Here is a 20,144-nt window from a genome sequence, read left to right on the forward strand (position 1 = left end):
GCCTGCCGTTTGGCTTCTTAGTGATTTCGAGCTTTCGCCTCAGCTGCCTTGGCAGCACGCAAACGCCGCACCTCTTTCGGATCGGCGAGCAACGGCCGATAAATTTCGATGCGATCCCCCGCCTGAATCAGGCGAACCTCTGGATCAGCGATTACTTTGCCGAAGATCCCTACCGGGCATTCGGCCAGATCAAGCTCAGGGAATTCGTCGCCAATCCCGGACTTGAGCAAGGCATCACGCACAGTCGCCCCTTCGGGGACACTGACCGCGCGCAAGACCTGACGATCAACGGCCGCATACACGACCTCTATCTCGATCACCGACTCAACCATGCATCTGTTTGGCACGCTGACAGAATGCATCCACCAGCGTGTTCGCAGCCTGATTGAACAGCGGCCCCAGCGTGGCTCGCACCAACGGCCCGGCATAGTCGAACGACAGATCCAGGCTAATCTTGCAGGCCTTCTCGTTCAGTACCTTGAATACCCAGACGCCGTGCAACTGATTGAACGGGCCTTCTTCAAGGTTCATCTCGATGGATTGCCCCGGCACCAGCGTATTGCGCGTCACGAAATGCTGACTGAGGCCACCCTTGGCCACGCCGACACTTGCACGCATATGCTCAGGCGAGCTCTCCAGCACCTCGGCAGACGAGCACCACGGCAGAAATTCCGGATAACGCGCCACGTCATTGACCAGGTCGTAGAGAAATTGCGCCGGGTAAGGCAGCAGCGCCGATCGTTGAATATGTGTCGTCATGTAAGCGTTACTTCCAGAGCTGAGCGGCAAACACTACAAGAATGCCGATGGGCGCCACATAGCGCATCAAGAACAGGGACAGGGCGAACAGCGCCGGATTGCGGATCGACAACTCGTCGCGCACTGCTTCACGGCCCATCACCCAGCCTGCAAACAACACGAAACACAAACCACCGAGTGGCAACATGATCCGCGAGGTGAAGAAATCGATCACGCCGAAGAAGTCCAGACCGCTTGCCGCACCCCATTGATAGAGGTGGAACATCCCGCCTTCGTTCACGAAAAACTTGGCTTCCTTCCAGATATTGAAGGAAAACACCGTGCCCAGACCGACGAACCAGCAGGTAAAAGCCAACCAGAATGTCACCCAGGCGCGGCTGATTTTCGTGCGTTCAACCAGGTACGCGACCATCGGCTCCAGCAGGGAAATCGCCGAACTCCAGGCGGCAACCGCCACCAGCACGAAGAACACTACCCCCATCAACTGGCCGAACGCTACGTTACCAAAGGCAAATGGCAGACTGACGAACATCAGGCCAGGGCCTTCGCTCGGGTTCAGGCCCGCGGCAAACACGATAGGGAACAAGGCCAGACCGGCCACCAGCGATACAAACGTATCGAGCAGCGCCACACCGACGACCGTGCCAGAGAGCGACGAATTCTTCGGCATGTAAGCGCCGTAGATCATGATCGAACCGACGCCCACGCTTAGCGAAAAGAATGCGTGGCCCATCGCCGGGAGTAATCCGTCGAGGACTTTTTCCGGGTGGAAGTCGAACATGAAATGCACGCCTTCCATGAAATGCCCAGTGGTCATGCTGTAGCCGAGCAGCACCAGAATCATCACAAACAGTAACGGCATCATGATTCGCAAGCTGCGTTCAAGCCCGGCGACCACGCCTTTGGCGATCACCAGCGCTGAAAGCAGCATAAAAATCGTGTGCCAAAGTGTCAGGCGCCATGGATCAGCGATCACATTACCGAAGTAGGCACCGACCTGCGCGGCCGTGGCACCTTGAAAGTCGCCACGCCCCATATCGATGATGTAATCCAGCGACCAGCCGCCGACCACACTGTAGAAAGACAGGATCAACAACGCCGTGATCATCCCGGCGAACGCGCCCCACGACCACTTGCCCGAATGCCCGGCTTCTACCGCCAGCACCTTCAAAGCGTTGGCCGGACTCTGCCGCGCACGCCGCCCGATCAGGGTTTCAGCCAACATGACCGGGATCCCGATCAACGCGATACATGCCAGAAACATCAGCACAAAGGCACCGCCGCCGTAGACCCCGACCATGTACGGGAACTTCCAGATACTACCCAGTCCCACGGCCGAACCGGTCGCGGCGAGTATGAATACCCAGCGGCTAGCCCAACTGCCGTGGACAGAAACCTTGTCTGTCGACATCGTTTATCACGCCCAAGCGTTAGAAAAAGAGGCCGCATTGTCCGGGATTCACTCAACCTGCTCAAGCACGCAGCATCACCGTAGCCGACAGCCGTTTATCTCCATATAATGCCGCCCCTATGGCTAAACAGAAGAAACACCCAACAGGGACCATCGCGCAGAACAAAAAGGCGCGACACGATTACTTCATCGAGCATAAGTTCGAGGCTGGTCTGGTCCTGGCCGGCTGGGAAGTAAAAAGTCTGCGGGCAAGCAAGCTGCAACTGGTCGACAGTTACGTGCTGCTCAAGGATGGCGAAGCATGGCTGCTCGGCAGTCATATCACGCCTCTGATGACCGCCAGCACCCACGTCATCGCTGACCCGACGCGCACGCGCAAGTTGCTGCTCAACCGCCGAGAGCTGGAAAAGCTCGCCGCGGCAGTGCAGCAAAAGGGTTACGCCTGCGTATGCCTGTCCTGGTATTGGAGCAAGCACATGGTCAAGTGCGAGATTGCTCTGGGCAAGGGCAAGAAGGAATACGACAAGCGTGACACCGAGCGCGAACGCGACGCCGGTCGTGAGTTGCAGCGTGCTGTGCGTAACAAGGGCAAGGAAGACTAGTCTTCCCCCCAAAAAGCAAAGATCGTCCGATCGCGGCCGCCGCAGGCTCGGGCCGTGATCGGACGATTTTTTGCTTTAAAAATCACATCCCCTTGCGCCGCTCCGCCCGAGCCATGCGCTGAACTTCCTGCCGCACCTCTTCCAGCACTTCCTGCACATACAAGATGTGTCGACTGGAAACTTCCCGCGCCTGCTCCGCACGCCCCTCAATAATCGCCAGATACAATTCCCGATGCTGGGTGATCAGCATGTCGCGGGTTTCCGTGCGTTGTTTGTACATGCCGCCGATGTTGGTCACAACGTTACGCTTGAGCAAATCAAACAAACCGCGAATCGTGTGCAACAACACCGCGTTATGACTGGCCTCGGCAATCGCCAGATGAAACTTCGCATCCGCCGCGCCCTCTTCCACCCGACTCACTTCGTCATGACGCGAATAGCAGTCCTGTAACTCTTCGAACGCCGCAGTCAGCCGTTCGCGATCCACATCGGTTGCGCGCAATGCAGCGTAATAGGCGCACGATGCCTCCAGGGTATGCCGGAACTCCAGCAAATCGCGCTGCGCCTCAGGATTGCTTTCGAGCAGTTGCAGCAGCGGATCGCTGAAGGTCGAACCGAGCGATTCCACCACGTAGTTGCCACCGCCCTGCTTGCTGACCAGCAACCCCTTGGCCGCCAGTTTCTGAATCGCTTCGCGCAACGATGGGCGTGAAACCCCGAACTGCTCAGCCAGCGCGCGCTCAGCCGGCAGCCGCTCACCGGACTTCAACGTGCCCTCGAGGATCATCCCCTCGAGCCGCTCGACAATATCGTCAGACAAACGGCGCTGACGTATCTGATCAAACCCCATAACTCACTTCTCCACGAGCCCGACCGCTCGCCGGGCTCTCTATTCTGGCCTATTGGCGCCATCACGACACCTACCAGACGACACCGCCCGAACCGAATCAGATGACGTCTGCACCGCTCATTCGACAAAAGTTTCAGGGCGACAAATTGACACACCCACATCAAGGCTTTTACCCTAGCCAACAGCGATTGTAAATTGGTCTTACCAATTAACCAAGAACGCTGACAGTGCCTGACCAACAACAATTAGGGGCCACCCCATATGCAAACCTGGCAACAGATCTACAGCCCGCTCGGCAGTCTTGGCGTTTCCGCTCTCGCGGCCGTCATTCCCATCGTTTTCTTCTTCCTCGCGTTGGCGGTGTTCCGCCTCAAAGGTCATGTGGCCGGCAGCATCACGCTTGCCTTGTCCATCGCTGTGGCTATTTTCGCCTTCCAGATGCCGGTCGACATGGCGTTTGCCGCTGCCGGGTATGGCTTCGCCTATGGTTTGTGGCCGATAGCCTGGATCATTGTCGCGGCGGTGTTCCTGTACAAGCTGACAGTCAAAAGTGGTCAGTTCGAAGTTATTCGCAGCTCCGTACTGTCGATTACTGATGACCAGCGCCTGCAAGTGCTGCTGATCGGCTTCTGCTTCGGTGCGTTCCTGGAAGGTGCCGCCGGTTTCGGTGCGCCGGTCGCGATTACTGCGGCACTCCTTGTAGGCCTGGGCTTCAACCCGCTGTACGCCGCAGGCCTGTGCCTGATCGCCAACACCGCGCCGGTTGCGTTTGGCGCTCTGGGGATTCCGATCATCGTGGCCGGCCAAGTCACCGGTATCGACGCCTTCAAAATCGGCGCCATGACTGGTCGCCAGCTACCGCTGCTGTCGCTATTCGTGCCGTTCTGGCTAGTGTTCATGATGGACGGCATGCGCGGCGTACGTGAAACCTGGCCGGCCGCGCTGGTGGCGGGCCTTAGCTTTGCCATCACTCAGTACTTCACTTCGAACTTCATCGGCCCGGAACTGCCGGACATCACCTCGGCCCTGGCCAGCCTGATCTCCCTGACCCTGTTCCTGAAAATCTGGCAGCCAAAACGTACCGCTGGCGCGCAAATCGCCGGCGCGACTTCCAGCGCCGCCATCACTGGCAGCGTCGGCGGTTTCGGCCAGAAGCGCGCCACCGCGGTTTCGCCTTACAGCCTCTGGGAAATTTTCATCGCCTGGTCGCCGTTCCTGATCCTCACCGTGCTGGTGACGATCTGGACGCTCAAGCCTTTCAAAGCAATGTTCGCTGCCGGCGGCTCGATGTACGCGTGGGTGTTCAACTTCGCGATTCCGCACCTTGATCAATTGGTGATCAAGACTGCACCCATCGTGGCCGCACCAACCGCCATTCCAGCCGTGTTCAAACTTGATCCGATTTCCGCGACCGGCACGGCGATTTTCTTCTCCGCACTGATCTCGATGCTGGTGCTGAAGATCAATTTCAAAACTGGTCTGACCACTTTGAAAGAGACCTTCTACGAACTGCGCTGGCCTATTCTGTCGATTGGCATGGTGTTGGCGTTCGCGTTCGTCACCAACTATTCCGGCATGTCCTCGACCATGGCTCTGGTACTGGCGGGTACTGGCGCAGCGTTCCCGTTCTTCTCACCGTTCCTGGGCTGGCTGGGTGTATTCCTCACCGGTTCCGACACCTCGTCCAACGCCCTCTTCAGTTCGCTGCAAGCCACCACCGCGCACCAGATCGGCGTCAATGACACTCTGCTGGTCGCGGCAAACACCAGCGGCGGCGTCACCGGCAAGATGATCTCGCCACAATCGATCGCCGTGGCCTGCGCCGCGACCGGTCTGGTCGGCAAGGAATCGGATCTGTTCCGCTTCACCCTCAAGCACAGCCTATTCTTTGCAACGATCGTCGGTCTGATCACGCTGGCTCAGGCCTACTGGCTCACCGGCATGCTGGTGCACTAAACCTAAAAGAAGACTGCAAACGACATTGAAATAACCGACGCCGGTTCGTGATTCCGGCGTCAGCAATTCACAACCCGGTCTGTAAGGCTGCTGAAAGCAACACTCTTTATATTCAGCAGCCTCAGCGGACGGATAACCGGGACAACCCGGAGACACGCCTGATGAGCGAGCTTTTTTACAACGCCGTGCCGAACGCGACCCGCGTGGCACCGCCACTGCCCGAACCTCGGCAATACCCCAGCGAGAAACCGTCGCGGGTCTATCTGTTCGGGACGTGCGTGGTTGATCTGTTCTACCCCGAAGCCGGGATGGACGCGATCCATTTGCTGGAGCGCGAAGGGATTCGGGTCGAGTACCCGCAAGGGCAAAGTTGCTGCGGACAACCGGCCTACACCTCCGGTTACACCGAGCAAGCGCGGACGGTGGCGCGCTCGCAACTGGCACTGTTCGCCGGGGATTATCCGGTGGTGGTGCCATCGGGCTCCTGCGCTGGCATGTTGCGCGAGCACTACGCCGACTTGTTCAAGGATGAGCCAGAAACCTTGAAACAGGTTCAGGCCCTCGGGGCACGAACCTACGAATTGGCAGAGTTTCTGCTGTTCGTCTGCAAAGTGCAGCTCAAGGACGGTGGCGAGCCGGTAAAAGTCGCGCTGCACACGTCGTGTTCTGCGCGTCGCGAGATGAACACCCACCTGCACGGTCGCGAGTTGTTGGCGCAGTTGAGCAATGTGGAACGGGTCAACCACGACCACGAAAGCGAATGCTGTGGCTTCGGCGGGACATTCAGCGTCCGAATGCCAGACATTTCCGGCGCGATGGTGGCTGACAAGACCCGGGCGTTGAAGGAATCCGGCGCACACAGGATTTTGAGTGCCGACTGCGGCTGCTTGATGAACATCAACGGCTCGCTGGAGAAACAACAGGAAGCGTTGCGCGGCCAACATCTGGCCAGTTTCCTGTGGCAACGAACCGGAGGTGCGCAATGAGCACTTCCGCGATTATTCCTACGGTCGCCGTAGAAGAAGATTTCCGCACCCGGGCGCACAACGCCTTGGGTGATCCGCAGTTACGGAACAATTTCCGCACTGCCATGGATTCACTGATGACCAAGCGGGCAGCGGCTTTTGGCGATGCCCACGAAAGAGAACATTTGCGCGCACTGGGCAACTCGATCAGAGCCCGCGCGCTCTCCAAGTTGCCCGACCTGCTCGAGCAACTGGAACAGAACCTGACCCGCAACGGTGTGACAGTGCACTGGGCGGAAACGGTGGACGAGGCCAATGGCATCGTCTTATCGATCATCCGTGCTCACGAGGCGCGGCAAGTGATCAAGGGCAAATCGATGGTCAGCGAAGAGATGGAGATGAACCATTTCCTCGAGGCTCAAGACATTGAATGTCTGGAGTCCGACATGGGGGAATACATCGTCCAGCTCGACCACGAGAAGCCTTCACACATTATTATGCCGGCGATCCACAAGAATGCCGGTCAGGTCGCGTCCTTGTTCCACGACAAACTTGGCGTGGAATACACCAAGGACGTTGACCAACTCATTCAGATCGGTCGCAGAGTCCTGCGGCAGAAATTCTTCGAAGCGGACATCGGCGTTTCCGGCGTCAACTTCGCCGTGGCCGAAACCGGCACCCTGCTACTGGTGGAAAACGAAGGCAACGGCCGGATGACTACCACCGTGCCGCCGGTGCACATCGCCGTCACCGGCATCGAAAAAGTCGTCGAAAATCTGCGCGACGTGGTGCCGCTGCTATCGCTGCTGACCCGCTCGGCGCTGGGCATTCCGATCACCACTTACGTCAACATGATCTCCGGCCCGCGCAAGGAGCATGAACTCGACGGCCCGCAAGAAGTGCATCTGGTGCTTCTCGACAACGGTCGCAGCCAGGCCTTTGCCGACAGCGAATTGCGTCAGACCCTGAACTGCATTCGCTGTGGCGCCTGTATGAATCATTGCCCGGTCTACACGCGAATCGGCGGCCACGCCTATGGGGAGGTTTACCCCGGCCCTATAGGAAAAATCATCACCCCACACTTGGTCGGCCTGGCCAAAGTGCCGGATCATCCGAGTGCGTCTTCGCTGTGCGGTGCCTGCGGTGAAGTGTGTCCGGTAAAAATTCCTATCCCCGCGCTGCTACGTCGCCTACGCGAAGAAAACGTCAAAGCCCCGGACAGTCCTCATCAAGTGATGCGCGGTCAGGGCAGCAAGTATTCGCGCAAGGAACGCTTTATCTGGAACGCCTGGGCCAAGCTCAATAGCTCGCCAACGCTGTATCGGCTGTTCGGCTTTTTCGCCACGCGCTTGCGCGCCCTCACGCCAAACAATGTTGGCCCATGGACGCAGAATCACAGCGCACCCAAACCCGCCGCCCGCTCACTGCACGACATGGCCCGCGAGCACTTGGCCAAACAGGGAGACCGCTGATGAGCGCCAAGCAAAATATCCTCGGCAAACTGCGCAAAAGTCTGATCGGCGCCACGCCGATTGCCGACGATTTCGATGTAGAACTGGTAACTCAGCCGTACACCTACAGCGCCGAACAGCGCATTCCGCAATTGCGCAAATTGATGGAGGCGGTCCATACCGAGATCCATCTGACGTGCGATGAGGAATGGCCTGCACTGCTCGCACAATTGCTGCACGACCGTCAGTTGCCAAGTCTGTTGATCGCGCCGACGACACCTCACGGTGCAAAAATCACCCAACACTGGGCGAACAATCCTGATCTGCCGGCGTTGAAATCCTACGACCGGCCGATGGAAGAATGGAAAGCCGAGCTGTTCAACGATACTCCGGCCAGTCTTACCGGCACCCTGGGTGCCATTGCCGCCACGGGCAGCCTGATTCTCTGGCCAACCCGCGAAGAACCGCGCCTGATGAGCCTGGTGCCGCCCGTACATTTCGCCCTGCTCAAGGCCAGCGAAATCCGCGACAACTTCTACCAGGTGCAACATGAACTTCAATGGGCCCAAGGCATGCCGACCAACGCGTTGCTGGTGTCCGGCCCGTCGAAAACAGCTGACATCGAGCAAGTGCTGGCCTACGGCGCCCACGGCCCGAAAGACCTCGTGGTGCTGATCCTGGAGGACCAATGACGCTTCCGGCGAATTTTCTGCGTGATGCGCAACAACTGATTCCGGCGGATCGCCGCTTCGACGATCCGCTGTCGACATTGGCCTTCGGCACCGACGCCAGTTTTTATCGACTGATTCCGCAACTGGTGATACGCGTTGAATCCGAAGATGAAGTGGTGAAGCTGTTGCAATTGGCACAGCGCGATCATGTGCCGGTGACCTTTCGCGCGGCCGGCACCAGTCTCTCCGGTCAGGCGATCAGCGATTCGGTGCTGATCGTGCTTGGGGATAACTGGAACGCTCGCGAAATACGTGGCCAAGGCACACAAATCCGTCTGCAGCCGGGGGTGATCGGCGCGCAGGCCAATGCGTGGCTGGCGCCATTCGGACGCAAGATCGGCCCGGACCCGGCCTCGATCAACGCCTGCAAAATCGGCGGCATCGTCGCCAACAACGCCAGCGGCATGTGCTGCGGCACCGCACAAAACACTTATCACACGCTGGCAGGCATTCGCTTGGTACTGGCCGACGGCACGCGACTTGATACTGAAGACGCCGCCAGCGTCGCGGCGTTTCGTGCAAGCCATGGTGATCTGCTTGATCGCTTAGCGACGTTGAGCCGCGAGACCCGCGCCAATGCCGAACTGGCTGCCAGAATCCGCCACAAATATCGTCTGAAAAATACCACCGGCCTGTCGCTCAACGCCCTGGTGGATTTCGACGAGCCTGTGGATATCTTGAGCCACTTGCTGGTCGGCTCCGAAGGCACACTCGGTTTTATCAGCGCGGTGACTTACGACACCGTCATCGATCATCCGCACAAGGCTTCAGCGCTGATCGTATTCCCGGATGTGGAAACCTGCTGCAACGCGGTCACCGTGCTGAAAAGCCAGCCAGTGTCAGCGGTAGAACTGCTGGATCGACGCAGCCTGCGCTCCGTGCAGGACAAACCGGGCATGCCCGCTTTCGTACAGCTGCTGTCGAACAATGCCTGCGCTCTGCTGATCGAATCCCGCGCCGCCTCTTCCACGTTGCTGCAGGAACAACTGGCGCAGATCATGGCGTCGATCAGCAGTTTCCCGGTAGAAAAGCAGGTCGACTTCAGCGAAGACCCCGTTGAAAACGCACGCCTCTGGGCGATCCGCAAGGACACCTTCCCCGCCGTCGGCGCCGTGCGTAAAACCGGCACCACGGTGATCATCGAGGACGTGACCTTCCCGGTTGAACAACTGGCGATCGGCGTAAACCGCTTGATCGAACTGTTCGAAAAACATTCCTACGACGAGGCGATCCTTTTCGGACATGCGCTGGAAGGCAATCTTCACTTCGTCTTCACCCAAGGCTTCAACAACCCGGAAGAAGTCGCACGCTATCAAGCGTTCATGGACGACGTCGCGCAACTGGTGGCGGTGGAGTTCGGCGGCTCGCTCAAGGCCGAACATGGCACCGGACGCAACATGGCGCCGTTTGTTGAGCTGGAATGGGGCAGCGACGCCTACCAACTGATGTGGCAGCTCAAACGCCTGCTCGACCCTAACGGCATTCTCAACCCGGACGTGGTGCTCAGCGAAGATCCGCAGATCCACCTCAAGCATCTGAAACCGCTGCCGGCGGCTGACGAGATTATCGATAAGTGCATCGAGTGCGGCTTCTGCGAACCGGTCTGCCCGTCGAAAGGCCTGACCCTGAGCCCGCGCCAGCGCATCGTGATATGGCGCGATATTCAGGCGAAAAAACGCGCTGGGATCGACACCACTGAACTGGAAAAAGCCTACGAGTACCAAGGCATCGAGACCTGCGCCGCAACGGGTCTCTGCGCACAACGCTGCCCTGTAGGCATCAATACCGGCGAGCTGGTGAAAAAGCTTCGCGGCCGACACGCAACGCACAAGAAAACCGCTGACTGGATCGAAGGAAATTTCGCCAAGACGCTGCAAGGCGCGCGCTTCACGCTGCATGTGGCGAATGGAGCGCGGATGCTGCTGGGGGCGCCGCGTCTGGCGAAGTTATCGGCAACGCTGACACGCTTGTCCAAGGGCCAAGTGCCGTTGTGGACGAACGCGATGCCACAACCGGAAAGAGCCATTCGCTTCAGTCCGAATGTGTCGGACGAACGCCCTCGAGTGGTTTATCTGGCTGCGTGCGTCTCGCGGGTCATGGGGCCGGCGGCGGGTGACAAAGAGCAGATGTCGCTGTACGACAAAACCCGTGGACTGCTGGAAAAGGCCGGTTACCAAGTGGTCTTCCCCGACAATCAGGACAACCTTTGCTGCGGCCAACCATTCGCCTCCAAAGGCTATGCCGAACAGGCCGAGCATAAGCGTCAGGAGCTGATCAGCGCGCTGCTCCACGCCAGTCGCGGCGGGCTCGATCCGATTTATTGCGACACCAGTCCGTGCACGCTGCGGTTGGTGCAGGACGTGGGAGATGTTCGCCTGGATCTGTACGACCCGGTGCGTTTCATTCGTACGCATCTGCTCGATCGGCTGGATTTCACGCCCCAGGAAGCACCGATCGCCGTCCACGTGACGTGCAGCACTCAGCATTTGGGCGAAAGCCAGGCGTTGATTGATCTGGCGCGCAAGTGCAGTAAGAACGTGGTGATTCCGGAAGGCATTCATTGCTGCGGTTTCGCGGGGGACAAGGGCTTTACCACGCCGGAACTGAACAGCCACTCGCTGCGCACACTCAAGGACGCGGTGCAGCATTGCAGCGAGGGGATTTCCACGAGCCGGACGTGCGAAATCGGACTGACGCAACATGGCGGGATCGACTATCACGGCCTGGTTTATCTGGTGGATCGGGTCACCCGAGCGAAGGCCTGCTGAAGAAAATCAGAACCCTTGAGCGGGACGGTAGTCCACAGAACAGGCCTCGAACAGTCGGGGCCTGTCCTTCTTTCGTTGACCCTACTCACGGTCAGCGAAGTCCGGATTCCTCAGTGCAAGGAGATTCCCATGAAGCGTTCTGTACTGTTCGGTCTGTTCGTTACTGCCTCGATGATGGCGTCCACTTCGTTCGCCGATAGCAAACCGTCCAGCTTGTGCGATGCGAATTTGCAGACAATCGACAACTCCAAGGCCCAATACCAGACGTCACCGGATCTGAATGCGCGCGTCTCGGCGAGTGTCAGCAAAGCACAGGCTCTCAAGGCCCAAGGCAAAACAGACGAGTGCCTTGTTGAAACCCAGCAGACCCTTCTGGAAATCCAGAAGTCTACGGGTGACACCAAGAAATGACCACGGACCGACTGGGTCGGCCTCATCGACATGTTTTGGTGAACCAACCTTTTCATACCATGTGTAAAAAAAAACCGAATTCCTGAGCGCAGCTATAGTCGATTGATCAAGCCCCAAGCAAACGAGGCTTGTAACGACCTCGGAATAGCCGCCAGACCGCCCGGCAGCACCGAGACCAACCGTTCTAGGAGATACCTATGAAGCATTCTGCAATTGCTGGATTGTTCATCGCTGGTGCCCTGCTGACGTCGCCGGTATTTGCGGCAGACAAAGACCTTTGTGCCGGGAATCTTCAAATTATCAAGGACTTCGAAACCAGCCAGCCGGCTCTTTCGGAAAATACCGACGACAACATCAAAGCTGCCCGGGAAAAAGCCGAAATGGCTCAAAAAGCCGGGAATGACAAGGAATGCGTTGCGATCACTTCCAACGTAGTCACCAAAATACAAACTCGCAATCCTGAAAATAAATGACGTACCAGAAGGCCAACCTTCGGGTTGGCCTTGTCCGCCGATTGGCGTACACTGCGCAGGCTTGTTGCTCACCAAGATGTACAGAGCAATGAGTTCGGGGCCGTTTAGGATTCGACGCCGGTTGCGAAACTTTAGGTGCATGCCGAGTTGGTAACAGAACTCGTAAATCCACTGTTGCAACTTCTTATAGTTGCCAATGACGAAACCTACGGGGAATACGCTCTCGCTGCGTAAGCAGCCTTAGCCTTCCCTTCTGGTACCTTCGGGTCCAGCAATCATCAGGGGATGTCTGTAAACCCAAAATGATTGTCATATAGAACAGAATCGCCGTGCAGTACGTTGTGGACGAAGCGGCTAAAACTTACACAACTCGCCCAAAGCACCCTGCCCTTCGGGTCGCTGAGGGTTAACTTAATAGAAACGGCTACGCATGTAGTACCGACAGCGGAGTACTGGCGGACGGGGGTTCAAATCCCCCCGGCTCCACCACTTCATCATCTAAAGACGTCCACGGACGTCTTTTTTTGTGCCTGGAATCCAGTAAATACGGGGGTTTCAGGGCTATTGGGCTCCACAGCGCTTCATGCAGATCCATTTTGAAATGTATTCCAAGACGTATTCCAAGCCCGTGACTGATAAATTTTGGAATACACAAACAGCGTTGGAGTACCCATGGGAGCCCGAGCCACAAGCCTTTCAGACATGAAAATCAAAGCCGCCAAGCCCAAGGACAAGGACTACACATTGACCGACGGCGACGGCCTTCAGTTACGAGTCCGAACCAACGGTTCGAGGCTTTGGAATTTCAACTACATCCATCCCGTGACCAAGAAACGGATCAACATGGGACTGGGGACATTCCCGGAACTCAGCCTGGCTCATGCGCGAAAACGCACGATTGAAGCCAGGGAGCTGGTTGCCCAAGGACTGGACCCGAAAGAGCAACGCGATGCAGATCGCCAAGCGAAAAAAGCTGCGACAGAGCACACCTTTCAAAACGTCGCGACAGCCTGGTTTGAACTGAAGAAAGACTCCGTGACAACCGCCTACGCTGAAGACATCTGGCGCTCGCTCACGCTGCACATCTTCCCGGATCTACACGCCACCCCGATTTCTGAAATCAGCGCGCCTCAGGTCATCAAGTTGCTTAGGCCACTTGAAACCAAAGGCAGCTTGGAAACGGTCAAGCGCCTGACCCAACGCCTCAACGAAATCATGACTTACGGGGTGAACTACGGACTCATTCATGCCAACCCCCTGAGCGGAATTCGATCGGTATTCAAAAAACCAAAGAAGAAAAACATGGCGGCATTGCCCCCCGATGAGCTCAATGAACTCATGGTGGCAATTGCCAACGCCAGCATCAAAAGAACCACCCGATGCCTCATCGAATGGCAGCTCCACACGATGACTCGGCCCGCAGAAGCTGCGACCACACGATGGGCTGATATCGACTTCCGTAAGAAGATCTGGACGATCCCAGCGGAGCGCATGAAGAAACGCCGCACACACATCATCCCGCTCACAGAGCACGCTTTGGCGCTTCTGGAAGCGATCAAGCCCTACAGCGGACACAGGGAATACGTGTTTCCCGCCGACCGTAATCCCCGCACTCATTGCAACAGCCAGACCGCCAACATGGCGCTGAAACGGATGGGGTTTGAGGGGCGACTCGTAAGCCACGGAATGCGCTCCATGGCGAGCACCATCTTGAATGAACACGGGTGGGATGCTGAGCTGATCGAGGTCGCGCTTGCGCATGTGGACAAAGACGAAGTCCGTAGCGCCTACAACCGGGCGGACTACATAGAGCGAAGACGCCCGATGATGGCTTGGTGGAGTGCACACATCCAGCAAGCGGCAACCGGGAGCTTGTCGGTTTCAGCCGTTCAGAGCGCCAGGGGCCTTAACGTAGTCTCGGTGAGATAGACGCAATAACGCTCGTCTCGTATTCACCACTGACGCACTCGCCTGCCGAATCACCCGAGATCTTTAACACAGCCTTCTAGTTCACTCCCCAGGTACCAATCATCACAAAGGCCAAACAATGTGTCCGTAGCAGAGATCGCATTGTTGGCTGACATACGGAACAGTCCTAGATGAGATGTCGAGTAACAGGCCAACGTGGCCCAGACCTCGGAGACACCTCATGACCAACCAACACTCCTCCCATACCTTGCAGGCTCAAGACGCTCCGCGCTCTGCGGTCCTATCGCTTATGGTCGATAACCGCCTGACACCTCTGGATCGCAATTGCTGGCACGTGATGCACTCGCTACGGTCGGCTGGAGGTCTGTACACCTTGGCAGGAATGGGTCAATTGCGCTCATACCTCGCGTGCGCCCCGCTGGCGAAACGAGCTTCTTACGAAACCGCCTCGCGAGCGCTAACAGTTCTGCGCCTAACTGGTTGGATAAGCTTGGTCGGCCAGAATAGCGACCTCATTACGGGCAACGTTCTGAACGAGCTATACCAGATCAACGAGCGTGCCCTGAGCTTTCACGAAGCCTGCGCTTTAGACACCACCCTGCCAGCGCTTCTCGAGAACTGCATCGGCCATAAGCACACCCATCTCGATTGCATCGCGAAGCACATCGAAGTTACGCGGAAGCAAACGTCCAAAGACAATCCCTCACACACGCCATCACAACGTGACGAGGACGATGAGCCGCCACTCTCAGGAAAACGCCCGCTCTCCACCAGAAAACCTGTACCGAGTCATCCCGCAACAAGAACCTCCGTCACGCAGCAGACCGACCAGAAACACCTCAGCACCGGCGACAATACGTATAAAAACAAATATAAAAAAATACGTACGTACCGCACACGCGCACGTGAGGAGCGCCATTTGACACAAGGGCCAGTGACACTGCCGCAATGCCTGGCAAACGCCAAAGCTGATCAACAACAAGACGTGCTGGCAGCCCTGACTCGACTGCCACCGCAACATCGCCAGCAAGTGCTGGACGAACTCCAGGCGCGCAGTCAACGTGGGTCGGTGCGTAACGTCGTCGCCTATTTCTTCGGGTTGATAAATCGAGCATTAGCCGGCGAGTTCCGACCGTGGGCAGGCCGTAAAAAAGAGCAGAAAACTGTCGACCCCATTACGCCCCCTCGAGTGGCCTCGGCTGCCGCTGAGGTCAAACAAAAGCCCATCACAAGATCGAAGACAATTCAGCAGGGCCTGCCGCACTTTGCCGAGATACGCAAGATAATGAAGGGGCCAAGGATTGCAGACGATCTGGCTGCACAGGTCATGAAAAGCTTGGCCTGCCAGCCGCTTCCTGTCTAAAGCATGCGTCAGTAATCCCTGCGCAACTGGTTATCAAGCAGTCGGGGAACATTAGGAAATCCCGAATAACCGTTTTCGGATTTACAGCGAACACCGCAGGGAGCAACTTCACATCTCGTCTCGCTGATGTGATCAGCACCCAAAAGCCGCCAGGATCTGCAAGACGGCGCTGCGGTTTCCCGCAGGATCCTCCCGAATGACCGCATCGCTTCCGGCAGCGCGGACAGTCGACATCAATGTCGATGGAAGCATGTTATTCCCCCCCACCCACGACGGGCCTTTCCCGTCCGGGCAAGGCCTTTCTTATTATTCGGAGGCCTTAATGAACATTCGACTGGCACTGTATCAAGCACTGAAAGCGATCGACGTGCCTGAGCCAAAAATCGATGCTGTAATCCAAGCCATGGAGAATGCGTTGCAGTCACCTCATACCGTTAAATCCGATCCAGACGTAGAACACTTTCGGACAGAGCTATCTCGCGTCGCATCTGATCTCACCCTCAACATTGGCACAATGATGTTCCCGTTGGTGGCAGCGGTCTTCGTCTTGATGGCGATGACTGATTAACGATCTACTTTTTCGGCAGTACCGAGAACCACCTACCCTATGGCAGGTGGTTTTTCTTGTGAACCAGAAAGCTAAGCGTGTAGTGCCGCGCAAGCGAGCGAGCGACAGCACTCGTCTTTGCCTTTAACCAAAGGCAGAAGGACACCCGGTTAAAATCGGGTACATCTAAATTAATCGTTCATGACATCTGCGCTGACTTGATGGGCTTGCTGACTGATGGCCACTCGAAGGGATTGGCTATGTCCATGAGAGGGACTTGCGCTGCCCCCTCTAATCGTGGTGTTCACGACACAGCTCACCATTATCAGCGCCCTATACCGATGCTGGGCATGGTTGGTTTCTACGGGTTACGACGGGCAGAAGTCGGCCAGAAGCGGACGTTGGCAGGCGATCGCTACCGGCCAAAATCGGTCCTGTGGGGGCTCAAATCGTACCTACTTCGAAAGCCCGTTTGCGCCGTCGTCGACCTCCCACAAAATTCTCTCGAGCTCAGGCCGCGTCCACCTCTTCCAAGGAAATACGTCCCGGTCGTCGTCGCTGTGCCAATACTCGCATGCATCAAATGCCTGGTAGATAGAGAATGCCGGCTGGGGCATATCCGCATGCATGGACAAGCCGACGATATCGCTGACGACAGTATTCATCACCTCATCACAGTGATGAAAATCGCGGGGGCCTGTAAAAAACAGTCTTGCTACTGAGATCGCCAACTGATTCAAAAGATCGCGATTGTCGATCTGTAGTTGCTCACACATCACACCTAACTCGGTGTTTGGGGCACTTTCAATAACCGCAAGTACGTAATTAAGGTTGGCATCACTCAGACCTTTGTCCATGAGATGACAGTACTCTTCAATTCAGTTACTCGATGGATTCAGCGCAGCCCTGTTAGAAAACATATTGCCAGTTGTGCTGCCGAGCGTCCGCCTTTCGTAATCCCCTTTTGTACGATCACCTAGCGATGTCACGTGGTATGGAGGGGCATTTGAATTACATTTTCACCCCAGCACACCGCCGAACCGAGGCCTGCTCCAATCCCTGTCATGAGTGATATCTGTTTGATACCATAGGTTGTCCGTCAATCCGGGGGCCGCTATCGCGGTTACCGCCGGTAAGCGGATGATCTTTTATCATTCATTTGTTGGCAGGAGAAAGACGTTGAGTGAAGGAAATGGGAGCGGAAAGGCGCCATTGTCGAAGGGAATCATCATCACTCGGTCATCGGTTTGGGCTACGTATGAGGTGCTTCTGACGTTGATGCCTGTGCTTATTTGGCTTTTCATCATCTATTTTTCGAAGCCCGAGTTTGAGATTTCCCTGCAGTTTCCGGCGTTCTCTTTTTTCTGTGTTTCTATCTGGGCGGCTTGCATTAGGGAAATTCCGAGAACACTCGTCGGGGGGGATCCGGTTCAAGACAAATTTGAACGGGAGTGCTCGTTGGCCATTGCGATTCTAGGATTCGTGATTTCGCTTTTGTGTCTCGTCTTCGCTGCGCTCAGGAGCACCGGCAGTATTCCTAATATTTGGGGGGCTTTTTCCGTGGTTGTGGCGACTGCCGGAGGGCTCGGTATCCTCATGCTTTTCGTGATGATCTCGATAAAAATCCAGCGAGTGGAATATGGGCGCTACAACATCCGTCGTGCGATCAAAGAAAAAGGGACTGATTTAGTTTCTGAGAAATAAATCAGTCCCTTTTTTTCCAAAGCTCGTGTTTATGCACGTTGTTGTGCGGCAAAGGCATTTTTTTCCGTTTTAAGTGTTGCTTGCAGCACAATTTGAATTTTTAGAACCTCTGGAGGGATGCAGTGGTTACTTATACACAGAATGTAAAAGAAAAAAGCAGAGTAGAAATATGGACCAGGGCTGTTAGAAAACTGACTACTGACAGGGAAAAACATAGGATTTTAAAGCCGAATTATATAAGACGCCTTTGGGATTACGCTTTTGACGAAGTTCTACAAGATGAAAGTCCTAACGAGGATTTTATTGAGTCCTGGACTAGATTTTCAAACAATCTTTACGAGACCAAGCAACCGCAAAACTTGAAAATTGCATACTTTTGCGGGCCGGAGCCTGAAAATGATTTGCGAATTATAGTGGCGCTAGGTGTTCAGATTGAGAATGTTTGGGCTATTGAGTCAGATAGAAAAATGTACTCTTCGGCACTGATTAAGGCACAAAAAAAATATCCAACCTTAAAGATATTCAATGGCGCAATATCTGAGCTCATGCGAGTCACTTCTTTTAAGTTTGATATAATTTACCTTGATTTCACTGGCCCTCTTTTTAGTCAGCAGTCAAAGCCGCTTCTAACTATAAACGCTGTTTTTGAAAACAGCTCTCTGAGTGATTTGGGGATTCTGGTAATAAATAGCTCTCTCCCCGAAAAAACCGAAGAAAATATTGAGTTCTTGTCTTCTTATTTTCGTAGTCATCCATTTCTAGAGAACTGTATCCGTTCAGGTGACACTAAAGATACTGGCTTTTGGGAAGGGGTCGATTGCTATGGGTTTGTTGACAAGGCCTACCAAGAGGAGCTTGAGGCCCTCGGCGAGCCTTGCGAGGAACGTTTGTTTGAGGACTTGATAAGCTCGCACTTCGACTCTGCATACAGTGCATTCTCAACGCATTATCCAACAATCTTTGCTAGCTACATAAGTCCGATGCTTAAGGTTGGTAGTAGCCCAGCCTTAAAACGCATGTTTTTGAAAATGGATGAAGCTCAAATAAAATCCATTATTAAAAAAATGTCCACCCCCCAAAACTATGATTTCGAAGATGGACAGGTTGATGAGGCCACCCTCAAAGATTTGGATTTGTCAGGAGGTGAAATTTTCGAGCCGCCCGAAGACTTTCCAATTTGGAATTTCTTGCTAAGGCTGAAGGAATCTAAAAGTAAGCTGGGGCAGTACTGGTACGAGCAGTTTTCAAAAAAGAATGGGGCTCTGTCATATCTAGATAGCGTGCAACTTTATGATTTGCTTAGATACGCACAGTACTCATATAAAAGCACTCTGTCGGAAAGCTTGTCTCGATCGATAAAAGAAATAATTAAATCTCTTCCTGATCCGTGCGGAGGCGTTTTTTGTGATGTACCGATGCCGCATTTATGGATAGAGCTTGCTTTAAATCACCTTGGGAATACGCACCACATAAACACGGACGCGCATTGGCGAGCTAGGTATAAAGCAAAAGAACGGGAAATGTATCTTGATATGTTTGTTTTTGATAACTGCAGATCCCTGTATGACTGGCTTCCGATGGTGGATCTTTATGGAAAAGACACTGCGACCATAGAGAGGCAGATAATTATTCGTGCTTGTATGGATGCTATCACTAAGCAGAACCATTATTCGTCATTTTTTAGCTACTATGGCGCCAATCTAATTGGAGTCAATACAAAGAGATGGTCAGATTTTGGTGAGCTGAAAGAGCGATTTGATTTGAATGACTAGTGTTGAAGATAAGCATCAGAAAAATTATTTGCTATGCGGGCGTTCCATCATGAGCACCTAAATTTCCCGAGGCTGACTGATTTGAATGCCTGTTGAGCTCCTTGATGATTCCACTGACGCTTTTGGCCGGTAGCGGTCGGCTTCCCAATGTCCGCTTCTGGCCGTTTTCTGCCCGTCGCGAAACGGTAGAAAAAGCCCCTAACTACCCCATTGTGACTGCTAGTTATCATACGCCCCAGACCTTCGGCAGAAAGCTCTCGGTCAACCTGTATATCAATGTTGTCGAATTGCACGCACATGCGATTCACGGCATCGATCGGTAAGGCAACTACGCACTCCGCCTTTCCCACAGCTCCCTGCGCAGGCGTGGCTTGGGGACCATGCCGCCCCTGCGCAGGGAGCCGACAAGGCCGAAGGCCGCGTCAGCACCACAGGCAATCGATGCATATGCA

General features: G+C 55.3%; 19 protein-coding genes and 1 other RNA gene. 15 read left to right on the forward strand and 5 right to left on the reverse strand.

The window, feature by feature from the left end; all coding sequences use genetic code 11:
- Positions 1–17: 17 nt before the first annotated feature.
- The 3 genes from AB4P92_RS11335 to AB4P92_RS11345 are packed head-to-tail and all read right to left on the reverse strand — an operon-like array spanning position 18 to position 2,170.
- The gene (locus AB4P92_RS11335) at positions 18–332 is read right to left on the reverse strand and encodes an RnfH family protein (protein WP_395599373.1); all 315 of its coding nucleotides are present in this window, start codon (positions 330–332) and stop codon (positions 18–20) included.
- The gene (locus AB4P92_RS11340; protein ID WP_016986510.1) at positions 325–759 is read right to left on the reverse strand and encodes a type II toxin-antitoxin system RatA family toxin; all 435 of its coding nucleotides are present in this window, start codon (positions 757–759) and stop codon (positions 325–327) included. Before AB4P92_RS11340 ends, AB4P92_RS11335 begins: the two co-directional genes overlap by 8 nt.
- Positions 760–766: 7 nt before the next feature.
- Positions 767–2,170, reverse strand: coding sequence for a sodium-dependent transporter (locus AB4P92_RS11345; protein WP_042557576.1), 1,404 nt, complete (start codon positions 2,168–2,170; stop codon positions 767–769).
- Positions 2,171–2,289: 119 nt separating this feature from the next.
- Between AB4P92_RS11345 and smpB the strand changes: the two genes are divergently transcribed.
- A complete protein-coding gene (smpB, locus tag AB4P92_RS11350) occupies positions 2,290–2,772 on the forward strand; it encodes an SsrA-binding protein SmpB (protein WP_007900551.1) in 483 nt (160 codons plus the stop codon).
- 82 nt (positions 2,773–2,854) lie between these two features.
- Here smpB and AB4P92_RS11355 read toward each other — a convergent pair whose 3' ends face one another.
- The gene (locus tag AB4P92_RS11355; RefSeq protein ID WP_042557575.1) at positions 2,855–3,622 is read right to left on the reverse strand and encodes an FCD domain-containing protein; all 768 of its coding nucleotides are present in this window, start codon (positions 3,620–3,622) and stop codon (positions 2,855–2,857) included.
- Between the two features lie 261 nt (positions 3,623–3,883).
- Between AB4P92_RS11355 and AB4P92_RS11360 the strand changes: the two genes are divergently transcribed.
- From AB4P92_RS11360 to AB4P92_RS11410, 11 genes are all read left to right on the forward strand, one after another.
- Complete coding sequence (locus tag AB4P92_RS11360; protein ID WP_047299695.1) at positions 3,884–5,578, forward strand: lactate permease LctP family transporter; 1,695 nt, start codon at positions 3,884–3,886, stop codon at positions 5,576–5,578.
- A 161-nt stretch (positions 5,579–5,739) separates the two neighbouring features.
- A complete protein-coding gene (locus AB4P92_RS11365) occupies positions 5,740–6,564 on the forward strand; it encodes a (Fe-S)-binding protein (protein ID WP_261736782.1) in 825 nt (274 codons plus the stop codon).
- Complete coding sequence (locus tag AB4P92_RS11370; protein WP_210624799.1) at positions 6,561–8,015, forward strand: LutB/LldF family L-lactate oxidation iron-sulfur protein; 1,455 nt, start codon at positions 6,561–6,563, stop codon at positions 8,013–8,015. The genes AB4P92_RS11365 and AB4P92_RS11370 overlap by 4 nt, the downstream gene beginning before the upstream one ends.
- Positions 8,015–8,686 carry a lactate utilization protein gene (locus AB4P92_RS11375; protein ID WP_047299692.1) on the forward strand — a complete coding sequence of 224 codons (672 nt, stop codon included), beginning with the start codon at positions 8,015–8,017 and terminating at the stop codon, positions 8,684–8,686. Before AB4P92_RS11370 ends, AB4P92_RS11375 begins: the two co-directional genes overlap by 1 nt.
- Positions 8,683–11,493, forward strand: a complete 2,811-nt coding sequence (locus AB4P92_RS11380; protein ID WP_042557570.1) for an FAD-binding and (Fe-S)-binding domain-containing protein — start codon at positions 8,683–8,685, stop codon at positions 11,491–11,493. Before AB4P92_RS11375 ends, AB4P92_RS11380 begins: the two co-directional genes overlap by 4 nt.
- 129 nt (positions 11,494–11,622) lie before the next feature.
- Positions 11,623–11,904 (forward strand): hypothetical protein, encoded by a 282-nt coding sequence (locus AB4P92_RS11385; protein WP_047299691.1) that lies wholly within the window; start codon positions 11,623–11,625, stop codon positions 11,902–11,904.
- A 197-nt stretch (positions 11,905–12,101) separates the two neighbouring features.
- Positions 12,102–12,377: a hypothetical protein gene (locus AB4P92_RS11390; protein WP_042557568.1), complete on the forward strand. Its 276-nt coding sequence runs from the start codon at positions 12,102–12,104 to the stop codon at positions 12,375–12,377.
- A 96-nt stretch (positions 12,378–12,473) separates the two neighbouring features.
- Positions 12,474–12,866: a transfer-messenger RNA gene (gene ssrA, locus AB4P92_RS11395) on the forward strand.
- A 183-nt stretch (positions 12,867–13,049) separates the two neighbouring features.
- Positions 13,050–14,306 (forward strand): integrase domain-containing protein, encoded by a 1,257-nt coding sequence (locus tag AB4P92_RS11400; RefSeq protein ID WP_395599374.1) that lies wholly within the window; start codon positions 13,050–13,052, stop codon positions 14,304–14,306.
- Between the two features lie 220 nt (positions 14,307–14,526).
- Complete coding sequence (locus AB4P92_RS11405; protein WP_395599375.1) at positions 14,527–15,669, forward strand: hypothetical protein; 1,143 nt, start codon at positions 14,527–14,529, stop codon at positions 15,667–15,669.
- Positions 15,670–15,865: 196 nt separating this feature from the next.
- Positions 15,866–16,237, forward strand: coding sequence for a hypothetical protein (locus AB4P92_RS11410; protein ID WP_395599376.1), 372 nt, complete (start codon positions 15,866–15,868; stop codon positions 16,235–16,237).
- A gap of 434 nt (positions 16,238–16,671) precedes the next feature.
- Here AB4P92_RS11410 and AB4P92_RS11415 read toward each other — a convergent pair whose 3' ends face one another.
- Complete coding sequence (locus tag AB4P92_RS11415; RefSeq protein ID WP_257356994.1) at positions 16,672–17,073, reverse strand: hypothetical protein; 402 nt, start codon at positions 17,071–17,073, stop codon at positions 16,672–16,674.
- A 322-nt stretch (positions 17,074–17,395) separates the two neighbouring features.
- Between AB4P92_RS11415 and AB4P92_RS11420 the strand changes: the two genes are divergently transcribed.
- From AB4P92_RS11420 to AB4P92_RS11430, 3 genes are all read left to right on the forward strand, one after another.
- Positions 17,396–17,920 (forward strand): hypothetical protein, encoded by a 525-nt coding sequence (locus tag AB4P92_RS11420; RefSeq protein WP_395599377.1) that lies wholly within the window; start codon positions 17,396–17,398, stop codon positions 17,918–17,920.
- 122 nt (positions 17,921–18,042) lie between these two features.
- Positions 18,043–19,692, forward strand: coding sequence for a hypothetical protein (locus tag AB4P92_RS11425; RefSeq protein ID WP_395599378.1), 1,650 nt, complete (start codon positions 18,043–18,045; stop codon positions 19,690–19,692).
- Between the two features lie 104 nt (positions 19,693–19,796).
- Positions 19,797–20,015, forward strand: coding sequence for a hypothetical protein (locus AB4P92_RS11430; RefSeq protein WP_395599379.1), 219 nt, complete (start codon positions 19,797–19,799; stop codon positions 20,013–20,015).
- The last annotated feature ends 129 nt before the right edge of the window (positions 20,016–20,144 follow it).

Origin of the sequence: Pseudomonas sp. A0308, assembly GCF_044218815.1 — a bacterium.
Lineage (GTDB): Bacteria > Pseudomonadota > Gammaproteobacteria > Pseudomonadales > Pseudomonadaceae > Aquipseudomonas > Aquipseudomonas iridis.